Genomic DNA, 14,502 nt, shown 5'->3' with positions numbered 1-14,502 from the left:
CTAGGCATATCTATTGGATGGACGTTTCGACTGACCCTGTTGGGGGGATCAGCATAGGATTGTGTTGTGATTGGCTATTTTATCCGTAAGGCATTCTTGGTTGTTATCATCTCGGCTGGTATTTTGGCCGGATCTGCGCCTTTTGCTGCCACGCTTGAACAGCAACGCGAATGGTACGAGCAGGCAGGTGTCGCTCTGGAAGAGGACAATACCGACGAGTATCTTCAGCTGCGTGAGCTGCTGGATGATTATGTACTTACGCCTTATCTGGACTATCGTGAGTTTTCTCGCTTGTTGTTTATGAAAACACCCAGGCAGGTGGAAGATTTTATCAACGAGTACAAAAGTCTACCGTTTAGTACTACTATCAAATCCCGCTATCTTGAGTACCTGGCCGATACTGAGCGTTGGCAAAATTTTGTCGAGGTACAACCGATGCCCCCTCGTGGTGAGGTGCTGAAATGCCACTATTACTATGCCCAGAGCAAGCTAGGGAATACAGAGGTTGCCTGGCAGGGGGCGGAGTCTTTATGGTTGACTGGCAAGTCACTGAGTGACGCCTGTGATCCCCTACTAAGCAAGTGGCAGAAAGCGGGACAGAGAAGCAATACCCTGATCCTTGATCGTATGTTGCTGGTTTACGAAGAAGGTAACCGTACCCGCCTCAAATATCTGAACAAGCAACTGGGCGGTAGCGGCAAAGCGAAAGGGAAGGCGGTCCTCGAACTGTACGACAGCCCGGAGCGGGTAGCGGGTTTTGCCAAGCGGAGCAAGGTTACGCCATTTCATCAGAGCCTCACGGTATTGGCCTACAAGCGCCTGGTGAGGGATGATGTCAGAGAAGCCGTCAAGCAATACCAGCGGACTATGGATGGTCAGCATTTTTCCAAGGATAAACGGCAGCGTCTGGCTGATTATACCGCCGGTCGGCTATTTTCTACCGATGACGAGAATTTACTTAGCTGGCGAGACCAGAAACTGTCGACCAGTCGCAGTATTCGTTTGCTTGAGCGCCGTATCCGGGTCGCAATCCGAGAGGCTGACTGGGAAGAAACAGAGCGCTGGCTTAAGCGTCTGCCGAAGGCGGCACTAAAAACAACTCGCTGGACGTTTTGGCAGGCTAAATTGCTGGCCAAGAAGGGGCAGAAGAAAGCTGCCGAGGAGCTTTACCGTTCGATTCTCGGTCAGCGAGACTTCTACAGTGCCGCAGCTGCGACGGTACTGAAAAAAAACATCGTTTATCCGGTCAAGGGGCCTAAGCAGTCAACGACTCTGACTTATGAGTATGGCCAAGCACTGCGGCGTATCAAGGAGTTGATCGCGCTGGACAAGCTGTTTGCTGCAAACCGAGAATGGCACTATCTGCTTGATGGAATGGATAATGACCAAGTGGTTATGCTCGCCACCTATGCCGCGGCAAACAAATGGCACCACCTCGCCGTGCAGGCAACGATTTCAGGCCAATTGTGGGATTATGTCGAACTGCGCTTCCCCATAGCCCATAAATGGTGGTTTGACTTTTTCAGTAAAAAGCGTGGCTTGTCGGTAACGACTATGATGGCGCTGGCCCGTCAGGAAAGTGCGCTCAATGCTGAGGCGGTATCGCCTGTTGGGGCCCGAGGCCTGATGCAGCTGATGCCAACGACGGCCAAAGAGACGGCGAAAAAGTTGGGACGTAACTACCAGGGCAAGAAAAGCTTGTTTGATCCCGGTGTGAATATTCGCCTGGGGAGCGGATACCTGAAGATGATGCTGGAGCGCTACGACAATAACCGTATTTTTGCTTTTGCTGCTTATAATGCAGGCCCTAGCCGGGTAAACCGCTGGCGACAGGAAACGGATGGTCAGCTGGATGTCTATGAGTTTATTGAAGCGATTCCGTTTACCGAAACCCGGGGCTATGTGCAGAACATTTTGATGTTCGAGGTCTACTATGGAGACCTGACTGGCAAAAAAAACGCACTGCTGAAACCTAGTGAGTTGAAAGCCAAGTATTAGCGACTAGTGTCAGTGGTTGGTGCTAGCAGCTTGGTTGCGTACCAAGAACACGGTAGAATCCAGACTGAGAACTGTACTCATCAATGAGGTTTAAATGTCTTCCACTCCAGAAACACCAGAATTCACTGACTGGCAGCAGGTGATCGATATTTTGCATCAGGCCGCGACTGAGCAAAAAGATGATACCTTGCTGAAGTTGCTCCTGACGCCGGATGAGCGGACGGTACTGCTTTCCCGGATCAATATTTTTCATGAGCTATTAAACGGAGAGCGAAGCCAGCGTAAGATCAGTGAATTGCTAGGGGTTGGTGTTGCGACCATTACCCGCGGGTCAAATGAGTTGAAGCATCATGATGAATCAACGAAGGTCTGGTTGTCGGAATTACTGCAACAGCAGATTGCCAAGAAGGCGCTTTAATCGAAGTGCATGGCTTGTACGTGCTGACTCGTTGAAAACAACCCTGCCACTACCGGCAGGGTTTTTTATTTGTGCTCGGAGCTATGACATTAAACCGGGAAGAGCTCCTGGTTCATGAAGGGGATCAGGGCCAAAACGAGTGCCTGCTGGTATACCGAACTGCGGCTGAGTTTGTGGCTGGTTAACATGGCAATTGCCCCGCCTTGTTGCTTAATGTTGTGCTGGTTGAACATTTCGTCCATGACATCTCCCAGCTCAACCCCCTGGTGGACTTTCTCCAGGGCCTCTGGCGGTAGCGGGAAAGAGGCTGAGCGAGCCTCACCACGCTGGTTGGCGTTTTCTATTACCATCCAGGCAAAGGTGAACTGACCATCAATACCTGCCTCAATGCTGACATAGTAGTCGGCATCTGGCGTATGGAGACGGGCATTGGTGATTCGATTGCGGGCACCGGCTAAGGTTTCGTCAGCACACATTGGCTGATCGCGAACGTCACTGGCGACACTTATCCCCTGAAAAGAGAATGTTTGTTCCGGAAAAGCAGTTGAAAAAGCCTCAGCGACAGCCGATATTTTGGCAGGGTTCGCTGAGGCGATGATTACTGATGACATACGGTTACCTCCATTCGGGCTATTTTACGGCTTGTCGGAATGAAGTCACGTAAACTGTTGAGTTAGTTTTAACGGTCGTATGCCCAGTCAGACTGAATGATGTATCCGTGAATTTGGAATTCGTCATTATTTACAAACAAGTTCGGAAAATCAGGCTGTGAGGTTGAGAAGACAACGCCGTCAGCCAGTTGTGTCATGTGATAGAAGTCTGGCTCGCTGCCGCGCACGGAGGCGAAGACTGGCTGCTTCGGACGGTACGAGGCCTTGCGAGTTGCTAGGGCGTAGCTACCGACAGGCGCGCACTGTGCAATGTTTTCGTTGTCGACCAGTAATCCCAGACACTCTTCACGGTCCAGATGCTGCGGAATGGCTCGTTTGCTAACAACATCGACAGAGCCGCCCTGGCTATAGGAAATGAAATCCTTACGGTGAATGATAGGGATATAGGTGCTGGTTGACCCCCGAGCCGACTCGTTGGAGATAGCCGTTGTCGCCTGAGTACCCGTATCTATCTGTCCGGTAAGCAGGTAGCTAATTGAAGTACTTAGTGTTTGCGCAATTTTTTCAAGTTCGCGCACTTCAATACCGTATTTTCCGGATAGCTTGCGGCTCATTGTACCCTGTTGAAGCTCCAAAGCTTCGCCAAGTTGCTTTTGGCTGATCCCCTGGATTTTGGCTAATCGCTTAATTCTCTCTAAATATTCCATAATCTCTAGCTTCCTGCTCACAGAATTTAAATGCAAATGGCATTCTTAAAAGTTATAAACTATTTTACCGATAACGAGTTAGAAGGAAGCTATGAAGCATAAAAAGTGCGATTGATTTCGTTAAAGGAATATACCTATTTGTAGTGATGGGTAAAAATTGGAACAAATTTCTGATGGCGAAATAAGATTTCGAATAATAATCAAACTGGAAGCAGGATCGCGGATTGTTCGGCCTTTATGTAAAATATAAGGCAGTACAATTCAAATGAACGTAGTTTTTTAATTGTAACTTATTGTATTTAATTTGTTTTTATTGTTATTGATGAGTTTAATACAGCGCGGGGTTAAAATTGGTCATTGCAATGGATCTTTGGCGGGTATTAGCGCGTCGGTATTTACAGCCTTTTTATCAGCTACGATAGCGGTGTTTTAATCAGCACTTTGTGGGTTTAGTGATAGTAGTAAATATAGCCGGGGTGAACGGTAATAATTCTGTTTGGGTATATTCATTATTCAGGAGGAAGCTGATGTGCTCATCACAGATTGATGCTTCACGGCTATTCGCTAGATAGATGATCTAACGATAATACCGTTCTTATTATGTTGACAATAATAACAACAAAAGTAACGGTCTGGTTGTAATAATGAAAGTGTAGGCGTGGAATAATAATAATTATAAAAAGTAAAATCAGGTAAAGCGATAGCAGACTTTCTGGGCTGCTTCTTTGCAAGAACGGTTTTGATAAATTTCATTATAGGAAAAATGGCAATGTGGTATGTTTTTCAGTCTGTAGGATTTGTTTCATGTGACTTGGTAGACATAATAAGAATCTGCAATCTTGTCTGACCGGATTGTTTTGATCTGTATCAAAAATCCATTTCTCAACCCAGCGGTATGATTCATCCTCAATTAATTCCCCACTCCAATTAGAAACTGCGATTGTTACTATCCACAGCATTATTATGTACTGGTAAATACAGGATAGTTGGCGGTTGTATATTTAGCTGGCATTAAAGGGAGTCCAAGTCTGGGGGAATGATGGCCATTTTGAGCGGAATAAGCCTATACCAATGAAGTATAAAATTAATGGGTTTCTATATTACGATGCAATAGATGGCACGCTAAAGCTTGATGAACAAGCCACAAGTGACACCCAGCTTTCGATTACTGCCAATGCATTACTGTACTTTTTGATCCAGCATCCTGGCGTGTTGACACGTGATGAAGTGATGAAAAAGGTATGGGATGATAATGGCCTGGTTTCCTCGAACAGCAACTTGAACCAGTATTTGAGCCTGCTGAGAAAGTCATTTCGCAGTTATGGTATTGATAATGTGATTGTAACAATTCCTCGTGGACGGCTGGAAATTAATTCCGAGTTGGCCATTGAAGTTATAGACGGCAACCCTTTGCATCCATTATTTCAGCAAGCGAGTGATAAGGATGTCTTGCCATCTGAGCCTCCGGTAGTAACAGATACCAAAGTGCAAGAATTGCCTCCGCAAACTGAGCAGCAGGAGCGTCGTTGGATGATTGCCAGTGCGACAGTCTTTATTGCGGCGCTGGCCTTGTTGTGGACAGCCATTGTTACCGAGCGTTCTCTTCATATTGTGATTTTGACAGAGGTCGAAAGTGGCTTGTGCGAGCTGTTTTCACCCGAGCTGATGATCAATAACGCGATGGGAGAAAAATATAAAACTAACTTCAAGGCCGTGCGAGACAAGCTTGGCTTGTCATGTGCGAAAGACGAGCGATTTATTTTTTACTATGGGGACAAATTGCAAAGCAATGGGTTAGGGCGAACCTATATTGCACGATGTGCAGAAAATGAAAATAACCCCTACGCCTATTGTGATAACTATTTTTATTATTCTTGGAAGTAATAATGCAAACTCGCAAAAGCGGTAAGATTTTTTTTTTCTACGCGCTGATTTTATTTTTCCTGTGCGCGCTACCCTTCGTATCAAAAGTGATCCCATCGCAAACTGGTGAACTGAGTTGTTCGGCACGGGCTATTATGCACTTTGAAGATACAGTAACAGAAACCGTCAATGTAAATGTTCACTTTCGATTTGGGGATCGTGGTAAAGGTTCATTGGTCGTGGAAGGGTATTCAGATTCAAAAGCTGGCTGGCTATACATGCAGCGTTATGTGCAGTTTGACTACACGAGTCAGCGGGTTTCTGGCTATGAACGTCACTACCAAGTGAATAAGTGGACTTCTACCAAATCGTCGATCGACGAATCTCCTGATGTGCTTTTTGATTATTTTATTCGTGAAATGTCAGATAGTCATGATGAATTGCTGATTAAAGTGGAGAAGCTAAGTTATGACACTGTATTACTTAGCTCTATCAACTCGCCTTTATTTGTCTGCGCACTGAGTGATAAATAATTGTCGCTAGCCATATCTTGATGCCCCTTATTTCAGCCAGATGTTTGGAGCTGGAGGCGGTATTGTTGTTTCCGCTGAGCTATTTACAGGATCATGGCAGCCAATTAAGGCTGCTTTGACATATTCACTCACCTGCTTTTTTTTCTTCCTCTTCCTCTTCCTCTTCCTCTTCCTCTTCCTCTTCCTCTTCCTCTTCCTATTTGCTTCATTATTACCCGTTAACTCCCTCTCCTTATTATTATCTAACTTCGTTGTGACTTTATTCTGCCAGCTCTCTCTATCTACTCGATATTTATCCCCACAGTCTGCTTCATTTCTTAATCACACTAAAACCGATCTTCCAACATGCACTTTCTTGAATCATCACAAGTGTTTTATTGAATAGCGATAGGCATTTTGTTGATTTTATGGGGCTGAATCCGCACTCATCAACCGAGTTACTGTGAGGAGTGTCACTAATGTGGTTCAGCCTCAGTTCGATCGTCTATTTAGACTAATTATCAATGTTGTTAAAAGATAAAAAACAGCATTGATACATAAACAGTTAGATGAATAGCTACTCATTTCAGAGTAAAAAACTAAGTTACCTACATTCTTGGAGTTTAATGCCATTTGTTTGTTTTGGGGAATATAGTGTTTTTCGTGGTTGGAACAGGCCAATAAAACGCAAAAGAAAACCACATAAAGGCCTGGAGGCCTTTCTTTCAATAACGAATATTCGAGACCTATATACGGAGGAAAGAGTTATGGGTGATGCATTAGGTTTGATTGAAACAAAAGGGCTTGTCGCATGTGTGGAAGCTGCTGATGCGATGTGTAAGGCCGCCAATGTCGAGCTTATTGGTTACGAGAACGTAGGTTCTGGTCTGGTTACGGCAATGGTGAAAGGCGATGTTGGTGCGGTAAAAGCTGCCGTGGATTCAGGTGTGGAATCAGCACAACGCGTCGGTGAAGTTGTGACGTCATTGGTCATTGCACGTCCGCACAACGATATTAATAAAATCGTTATTAAACACAAGGCATAAGCGTCTTTAACGGAGGACCTGACAATGAGTGATGCTTTAGGGCTTATCGAGACTAAGGGACTGGTTGCGTGTATCGAAGCGGCAGACGCCATGTGTAAAGCCGCCAATGTCGAGCTTATCGGTTACGAGAACGTAGGTTCTGGCCTGGTTACGGCAATGGTGAAAGGCGATGTTGGTGCGGTGAAAGCGGCGGTGGATTCAGGTGTGGATTCGGCGCAACGCGTCGGTGAAGTGGTTACCTCGTTAGTGATTGCTCGCCCACATAGCGACATTGAGAAAATTGTCTCTCAGTACACAGTGACTGAATAAAAGGAAAGTTCTATGAAAGATGCACTTGGTCTTATCGAAACAAAGGGTTTGGTTCCAAGTATTGAAGCTGCTGATGCCATGTGCAAAGCCGCCAATATTGAGCTGATTGGTTATGAAAATGTTGGCTCCGGTCTGGTCACTGTCATGGTGAAAGGTGATGTCGGTGCGGTAAATGCGGCTGTTGAATCAGGCATTGAAGCGGCACAAAAAATTGGCGAAGTGGTGTCATCGCGCATCATTGCACGCCCACATAACGACATTGAGAAAATTGCGTCTCAGCACAAAGCCTAGTGTCGCCACCGTGCGAGATGTCGGATTGAGTTTGCCTTACCCATTAGCTGTAGGGCAATCCTCCTCCTCATTTCACGTGTTAAGTGAAGGACTATAGATCATGACTTTAGACAAGGATTTACAATCCATTCAGGCAGCCCGAGAGCTGCTGAAACAGGCCAAGCAAGCGCAAGCGCAGTTTGCGTTGTTCTCGCAAGAGAAGGTCGACAGCATTGTGGCACATATTGCTACAGAAGCGGCTCGTCATTCTGAAGAACTAGCGAAAATGGCACATGAAGAAACCGGCTTTGGCCGTTGGCAGGACAAGGTACTGAAAAACACCTTTGCGTCGACCAAAGTGCACGAGCATATCCAGTCAATCAAAACGATCGGCATTATTTCAGATGATCCTGTGAACAAGGTGATGGAAGTGGGCGTGCCTCTCGGGGTGATCGCAGCACTCGTTCCGTCAACTAACCCGACGTCAACGATCTTCTACAAAACCTTGATCGCGCTAAAAGCCGGTAATGCAATTATCTTCTCGCCTCATCCGAACGCGAAAGCATGTAGCCAAAAAGCGATTGAGCTGGTGAAACGTGCAGCGCTGGAGGCGGGTGCCCCTGTCGGTATCGTTGACGGGGTGACGCTGTTGACGATGGAAGCAACCAAAGAGCTCATGCACAGCAAAGATGTGTCGCTGATCCTGGCGACCGGCGGCGAAGGCATGGTACGCGCAGCTTATGCATCTGGCACTCCGACCATCAGCGGCGGCCCGGGTAACGGCCCTGCATTCATCGAACGCAGTGCTGATATCAAGCAGGCGGTAAGCGACATTATTACCAGTAAAACCTTTGATAACGGCGTGATCTGTGCGTCCGAGCAATCGATCATCGCAGAACGTTGCATTTATGATCAGGTGCACCAGGAGCTGCTGGCTCAGGGCGCTTACTTCATGAATGAGCAAGAGTCACAACAGTTGGCGAATATCCTGCTTCGTCCAAACGGCATGATCAACCCTGCTATCGTTGGCAAGTGTGCGATTTCACTGGCCGAACTCGCCGGATTTACTGTCCCTGGCCACATCAAGGTACTGATCTCCCTTCAAGATAGCGTGTCTCACCAGAATCCATACTCGCGTGAAAAACTGTGTCCTGTTCTGGGACTGTACATCGAGGAAGACTGGCGTTCGGCCTGTGATCGCGTCGTATCACTGCTAACGAACGAAGGTATGGGTCATACCCTGGTTATCCACACCCAGAACCAAGACATTGTTCGTCAGTTTGCGCTGGAAAAACCGGTATTCCGTATGCTGGTCAACACGCCGGCAGCACTGGGCGGCATTGGTGCTACAACCAACCTGATCCCTGCACTGACCCTAGGTTGCGGTGCGCTTGGTGGTGGCTCCAGCTCCGACAACGTCGGTCCGATGAACTTGCTGAATGTACGCAAGGTCGGTTACGGGGTTCGCAATATCAATGATCTGCGTCAGCCAGAGTCAAGTGTAGCGGAAGCGGTGAAACCAGCATCAGTTATGTCAGCACCAATTACTTCTGCACCTGCAGTGGCGGTTACAGCATCAAATGCGCCCGCCAGCATCTTTGAAGATACGCGTTTTACCGGTAGCACAGCCCCGTCACCTGTACCTGTAGCAGCATCTGTCTCTGCGGCAGACGATCGCTTTGGTTGCGGTGTTCCGGCTCCTGCCTGTGACGACATTAACGAAGAGAATGTCGAACGCATCATTAAAAAGGTGATGGGTCGCTTGGCGTCCTAATTGGCAGTAATGCAACGGAAGGTGGCAAAACGATGATTCTCGCAAAGGTAACTGGGCATGTCGTCGCCCCCCAGAAGAATGACGAACTACGAGGCAGCAACCTCTTGCTGGTAACGGCGCTGGGGGATGACCTAGAGCCGATCAAAAACCGAACCTATGTTGCCGTCGACAGTGTGGGTGCCGGCGTTCGTGACCTGGTCCTGGTTGAGGAATATTTTGCGCTGCACAAAGAGCAATACAAGGCCATGTCAATCGTAGCCATCGTGGAGAAAGTCCACCAGGACAAATAAGGAAAAACAGAGAGCATGAATGAATTTCTGATTAAGCCGACGATCCATTTTGGCAACGGTGCCCTGGATAAGCTGGGAACACTGGCCGGACAGCGCGCATTGATCGTGACGGATCAAGCGATGGTCAAGTTTGGTATGGCCGACAAAGTTCGCCAGCGCCTGCTCGACAACCAGATGGTTGTCAGCCTTTTTGCTGACGTGACCTCGGATCCGGATATTTCGGTCATTGTGAATGGCATGAAGCAGATGGATGCCGATACCCCGGACGTGGTTGTTGCGCTGGGTGGCGGCTCGGTGATTGATGCGGCCAAAGGGGTGATCTACACCCTGTGGGAAAGCGGCAAGCTGGCAGAAAAACCGTGCTTTGTTGCCATCCCGACAACCAGCGGAACGGGCTCGGAAGTGACGTCGTTCTCGGTCATCAAGTCTCGCGGCGAAAAGTGGGTAGTGGTGGATGAGTTTATGTTGCCCGACCACGCCATCCTGGATCCTGAGCTGGTGAAGTCGGTGCCTGCGGGCATCACTGCCGATACCGGAATGGACGTACTTTGTCATGCCCTCGAAGCGTATGTATCGACTCAGGCATCGGATTTTAGCGATGCATTGGCGGAAAAGGCGGTTCACCTGGTTTTTGCTCATTTGCTCGAGTGTTACCAGAACGGCAGCAACCTTGTGGCGCGTGAAAAAATGCATAACGCCTCGTGTATTGCCGGTATGGCATTTACCAATGCCTCGCTGGGTATCACCCACAGTCTGGCCCATGCCCTTGGTGGTGTTTTTGGCATCCCTCACGGGCGGGCGAATGCGCTGTTAATGAGCCATGTCGTGGCTTTTAACGCCAATTTGCATGGTGGTTGCCAGACGCCTGCGGCCGAGAAATATGCCCATTTGGCCAAACAGCTCGGGCTGCCAAGCCGGACGACCCGCGAAGGGGTGCTCAGCCTGGTCGTGGCTATTGATGTGCTCAAGGAGCAGATGAATATGCCGGCAGGTATTCGAGACTGCAACGTGGCCGAATCGGCATTCTTTGCCTCACTGGCAGAGCTGGTCGGGCAAGCCCTGCGAGACGGTTGCACGCCAACCAACCCGCGAGAGGTGAATACCCACCATATGGAAACCCTATACCGACAAGCGTTTGCAGGTATTGCACATACCTAGACATCCCGCATAGCGCACAACAATCCAATATCCCAAACGGCGGGCCAGCCAGGCCCCGCCGGAGTGAAACACATTATTAGGAGAGGCTGAATTATGGCCAACTATTCCCTTACGCCGCGTGTAAAAATGCTGGCGGAAAGACTGCTTGCACAAAACAGTACTATCAGCGCCGAACGCGCAACAATTCTTGCCTCTATTGGCGACGATATCGCCGGTATGCCGCCGATGGTTAAAAACGCCCAGCGTTTCTGCCAGCTTATGACGGATCTGCCTGTTCATATCGGCCAGGACGAGCTGATTGTCGGCAGTCAGTCCTCGCAGGCTCGCGGTGCTATCTTCCACACGGAAGCCGAGCTAAATAACGAGTCTGTGTTTGGTTTCCTAAACTGCGATAAAACCAACAGTCCTGACTACATGACTGTCATCAGTTCAGGCTTCCAGGTACTTGAGCAGCATATTCAGCTACGCCTGAAAAATATCGGCAGCGCGATCAGCCGCAGCGGTATGGATGAAGTGAATCAGGGCAAGGCCATGATCTTTGCCTGCAATGGTGCCGTCGCACTGGCTGACAAACTGGCGGCAGAAATGGAGCGTATGGCGGCGACAGAAACGCACCCGTACCGCCAGGCCGAACTGAAAGAAAACGCTGCGATCCTTCGCAACATTCCGGCCCAACCGGCACAGTCATTCAAGGAAGCCTGTCAGGCCTTCTATCTGTTCCAGCTAATGATACACCTGGATAACGGCAGCTACGCGGTTGGCTCGACTGGTTTTGATAAGGCTCTGTACAGCTACTACCAGCGAGATCTACAGGCGGGTGCTATTACTGAAGCCCAAGCCTACGAAGTCGTCGAGTCCCTATGGCTAAAACTGAGCGAACTGTCTGAAGTCCGTGCAGAAAAAGCCGTCGACGGTTATCCGATGTTTGACTGGATGGTACAAGGCGGCCGTTTCGAAGACAGCCAGCTAGTGGTCAACGAACTGTCCAAGATGCTGCTTGCTGCCCGTAACAACCTGGCGAGCATCAATAGCAAACTGACTGTGCGTCTCTATCAGGCAGGCGGCGCTGCGGTAGCTTCCGTATCCCCACAAGCTGCTGCCGCGAGTGAACCTGAAATCAAAGAGATGGAAGGCCTGACGACGCGTATGCAGCGTTTGCGCCAAAACTATTTGAAAGCCCGCCCGAGTGTTTCTATCTACCGTGCGCTGGCGTTCACCGAAGTTACCAAGCAGCATCAGGGCCTACCGCCAATCTTGCTGCGTGCCAAAGCATTCCGGGTTGCATGCGAAACTGCACCGCTACTGATCCAGGATGATGAGCTGATTGTTGGCCATCCATGTGGCAAGCCCCGTGCCGGTGCCTTCTCGCCGGATATCGCGTGGCGCTGGGTGCGTGACGAGCTGGATACCATGAGTACCCGTCCGCAGGATCCGTTCGAGATCTCTGAAGAGGACAAGAAAGTGATCCGCGAAGAGATCGTTCCGTTCTGGGAAGGCCGTTCGCTGGATGAGATCTGCGAAGCGCAATACCGCGAAGCCGGTTTGTGGGAATTCAGCGGCGAGACCTACGTCAGTGATCTTTCCTATCACCAAATCAACGGTGGTGGTGATACCTGTCCGGGTTATGACGTTTTGCTGTTCACCAAAGGCATGAACGGTATCAAGGCCGATGCAGAAGAAAAACTGGCTCAGCTGAGCATGGAAAACCCGGAAGACATCGACAAGATCTACTTCTACAAGGCGTCTATCGAAAGCTGTGAAGGCGTAATGGCCTATGCGAAGCGCCTGGCTAACCATGCGCGAGAGCTTGCGTTGACCGAAACCGATCCGGCGCGCCGTGCCGAGCTGTTCACCATAGCAGAGACCAATGAAAACGTACCGGCCAACCCACCGAAGACGTTGCAGGAAGCCTTGCAAAGTATCTGGACCGTGGAGTCACTGTTCGAGGTGGAAGAGAATCAGACCGGTTTGTCTCTTGGACGTCTTGACCAATACTGCTACCCGATGTACCAGGCGGATATCGAATCTGGTCGTCTGACTCAGGAACAGGCGCTGGAGATGATGCAGGCATTCATCATCAAATGTGCCGAACTGATGTGGATGTCAAGCGAGCTGGGGGCGAAGTACTTTGCCGGTTACCAGCCGTTCATCAACTTGACTGTTGGTGGTCAGAAACGCATGGGCGGTGACGCGACCAATGATCTGACCTTGCTGATCATGGATGCCGTGCGCTTTGTGAAAGTGTACCAGCCTTCGCTGGCATGTCGTATTCACAACCAGTCGCCGCAGCACTACATGGAAAAAATTGTCGAAGTAGTGAAAGCGGGTATGGGTTTCCCTGCCTGTCACTTTGATGATTCCCACATCAAGATGATGCTGCGCAAAGGCTACGACTTCGAAGATGCCCGCGACTACTGTCTGATGGGCTGTGTAGAACCACAGAAATCAGGCCGTATCTACCAGTGGACTTCCACAGGCTATACCCAGTGGCCTATCGCGATTGAATTCGTACTGAACCGCGGTCGCATGGTGCTGTTTGATAGCCATCAGGGCCTTGATACCGGCGACCTGAACAGCCTGACCACATTCGATGCGTTCGATGCGGCGGTAAAAGAACAAATCGCCCATATCGTGAAACTGTCTGCCGTCGGTACGGTGATCAGCCAGCGAGTCCACCGTGATGTAGCCCCTAAACCGCTGATGTCACTGCTGGTCGAAGGCTGTATGGAACAAGGCAAGGACGTCAGTGCCGGCGGTGCCGTGGTGAACTACGGACCGGGCCTGATCTTCTCTGGCCTGGCGACGTACATCGATTCCATGGCCGCGATCCGCAAGCTGGTCTTTGAAGACAGGAAGTACACCCTGGAGCAGATGCGTGATGCGATGCTGGCCAACTTCGAAGGCTTCGAAGAGCTACGTCGCGACTGCCTCAACGCGCCTAAGTTCGGTAACGACGACAACTATGTCGATGAGTTTGCCTTGGATATCACTGAGTGGACAGAGCGTGAGTGCGGCAAGTACCAGATGCTTTACTCGCGATTGAGCCACGGCACCTTGTCTATCTCGAACAATACCCCGATTGGTGAACTGACCAACGCAACGCCGAATGGCCGTCTGGCGTGGATGCCGCTGTCTGATGGTATCAGCCCGACGCAGGGTGCGGACAAGCAGGGCCCAACGGCGATCATCAAGTCAGTGAGCAAGATGAACGTTGAAACCATGAACATCGGCATGGTGCATAACTTCAAGTTCCTTAAAGGCTTGCTAGATACCCCTGAAGGCAAGAACGGCCTGATCACCTTGCTGCGTACCGCTTCTATTCTCGGCAACGGCCAGATGCAATTCAGCTACGTGGATAACGAAGTGCTGAAGAAGGCACAGCAAGAGCCTGAGAAATATCGCGATCTGATCGTGCGTGTTGCGGGCTACAGCGCCTACTTCGTCGAGCTTTGTAAGGAAGTTCAAGACGAAATCATTAGCCGTACTGTTCTAGAAAAATTCTAACCCAGAAATAAGGGGTCGAGAGGCCCCTTGATAAAGCCACTG

At 49.5% G+C, this 14,502-nt stretch carries 13 protein-coding genes; 11 read left to right on the top strand and 2 right to left on the bottom strand.

Translation table 11 applies throughout. The features are described from left to right. The first annotated feature begins 66 nt into the window (after nucleotides 1–66). A complete protein-coding gene (sltY, locus tag EDI28_RS17795) occupies nucleotides 67–1,998 on the top strand; it encodes a murein transglycosylase (RefSeq protein ID WP_128785241.1) in 1,932 nt (643 codons plus the stop codon). Nucleotides 1,999–2,092: 94 nt separating this feature from the next. After that, entirely contained in the window at nucleotides 2,093–2,416 is a 324-nt protein-coding gene (trpR, locus tag EDI28_RS17790) for a trp operon repressor (RefSeq protein ID WP_128785240.1), read from the top strand. Between the two features lie 89 nt (nucleotides 2,417–2,505). Here the strand turns inward: trpR and yjjX are convergent, their stop codons facing one another. Beyond that, entirely contained in the window at nucleotides 2,506–3,027 is a 522-nt protein-coding gene (gene yjjX, locus EDI28_RS17785; protein ID WP_128785239.1) for an inosine/xanthosine triphosphatase, read from the bottom strand. Between the two features lie 68 nt (nucleotides 3,028–3,095). After that, nucleotides 3,096–3,734 carry a helix-turn-helix domain-containing protein gene (locus tag EDI28_RS17780; RefSeq protein ID WP_128785238.1) on the bottom strand — a complete coding sequence of 213 codons (639 nt, stop codon included), beginning with the start codon at nucleotides 3,732–3,734 and terminating at the stop codon, nucleotides 3,096–3,098. A gap of 1,071 nt (nucleotides 3,735–4,805) precedes the next feature. On the opposite strand from EDI28_RS17780, the gene EDI28_RS17775 reads away from it, so the two are divergent. From EDI28_RS17775 to cutC, 9 genes are all read left to right on the top strand, one after another. Further along, nucleotides 4,806–5,618, top strand: a complete 813-nt coding sequence (locus EDI28_RS17775; protein WP_128785237.1) for a transcriptional regulator — start codon at nucleotides 4,806–4,808, stop codon at nucleotides 5,616–5,618. A 2-nt stretch (nucleotides 5,619–5,620) separates the two neighbouring features. Next, entirely contained in the window at nucleotides 5,621–6,130 is a 510-nt protein-coding gene (locus EDI28_RS17770) for a FidL-like protein (RefSeq protein ID WP_128785236.1), read from the top strand. Nucleotides 6,131–6,876: 746 nt separating this feature from the next. Next, the gene (locus EDI28_RS17760; RefSeq protein ID WP_015670698.1) at nucleotides 6,877–7,155 is read left to right on the top strand and encodes a BMC domain-containing protein; all 279 of its coding nucleotides are present in this window, start codon (nucleotides 6,877–6,879) and stop codon (nucleotides 7,153–7,155) included. Nucleotides 7,156–7,179: 24 nt separating this feature from the next. Beyond that, the gene (locus EDI28_RS17755; protein ID WP_128785234.1) at nucleotides 7,180–7,464 is read left to right on the top strand and encodes a BMC domain-containing protein; all 285 of its coding nucleotides are present in this window, start codon (nucleotides 7,180–7,182) and stop codon (nucleotides 7,462–7,464) included. Between the two features lie 12 nt (nucleotides 7,465–7,476). Beyond that, nucleotides 7,477–7,755, top strand: a complete 279-nt coding sequence (locus EDI28_RS17750; protein ID WP_128785233.1) for a BMC domain-containing protein — start codon at nucleotides 7,477–7,479, stop codon at nucleotides 7,753–7,755. 100 nt (nucleotides 7,756–7,855) lie between these two features. Then, complete coding sequence (locus EDI28_RS17745) at nucleotides 7,856–9,508, top strand: acetaldehyde dehydrogenase (acetylating) (protein WP_199287458.1); 1,653 nt, start codon at nucleotides 7,856–7,858, stop codon at nucleotides 9,506–9,508. Between the two features lie 32 nt (nucleotides 9,509–9,540). Next, on the top strand, nucleotides 9,541–9,798 hold the full coding sequence (locus EDI28_RS17740; RefSeq protein ID WP_128785231.1) for a EutN/CcmL family microcompartment protein: 258 nt from the start codon (nucleotides 9,541–9,543) through the stop codon (nucleotides 9,796–9,798). A 15-nt stretch (nucleotides 9,799–9,813) separates the two neighbouring features. Then, entirely contained in the window at nucleotides 9,814–10,956 is a 1,143-nt protein-coding gene (locus EDI28_RS17735) for a 1-propanol dehydrogenase PduQ (protein ID WP_128785230.1), read from the top strand. A 93-nt stretch (nucleotides 10,957–11,049) separates the two neighbouring features. After that, nucleotides 11,050–14,460, top strand: a complete 3,411-nt coding sequence (gene cutC / locus EDI28_RS17730; protein WP_128785229.1) for a choline trimethylamine-lyase — start codon at nucleotides 11,050–11,052, stop codon at nucleotides 14,458–14,460. The last annotated feature ends 42 nt before the right edge of the window (nucleotides 14,461–14,502 follow it).

The organism is Photobacterium chitinilyticum, from assembly GCF_004104355.1.
GTDB classification, from domain to species: domain Bacteria; phylum Pseudomonadota; class Gammaproteobacteria; order Enterobacterales; family Vibrionaceae; genus Photobacterium; species Photobacterium chitinilyticum.
The sequence above is the reverse complement of the archived record's forward strand: the minus strand, read 5'-3'. Positions and strand labels throughout refer to the sequence as shown.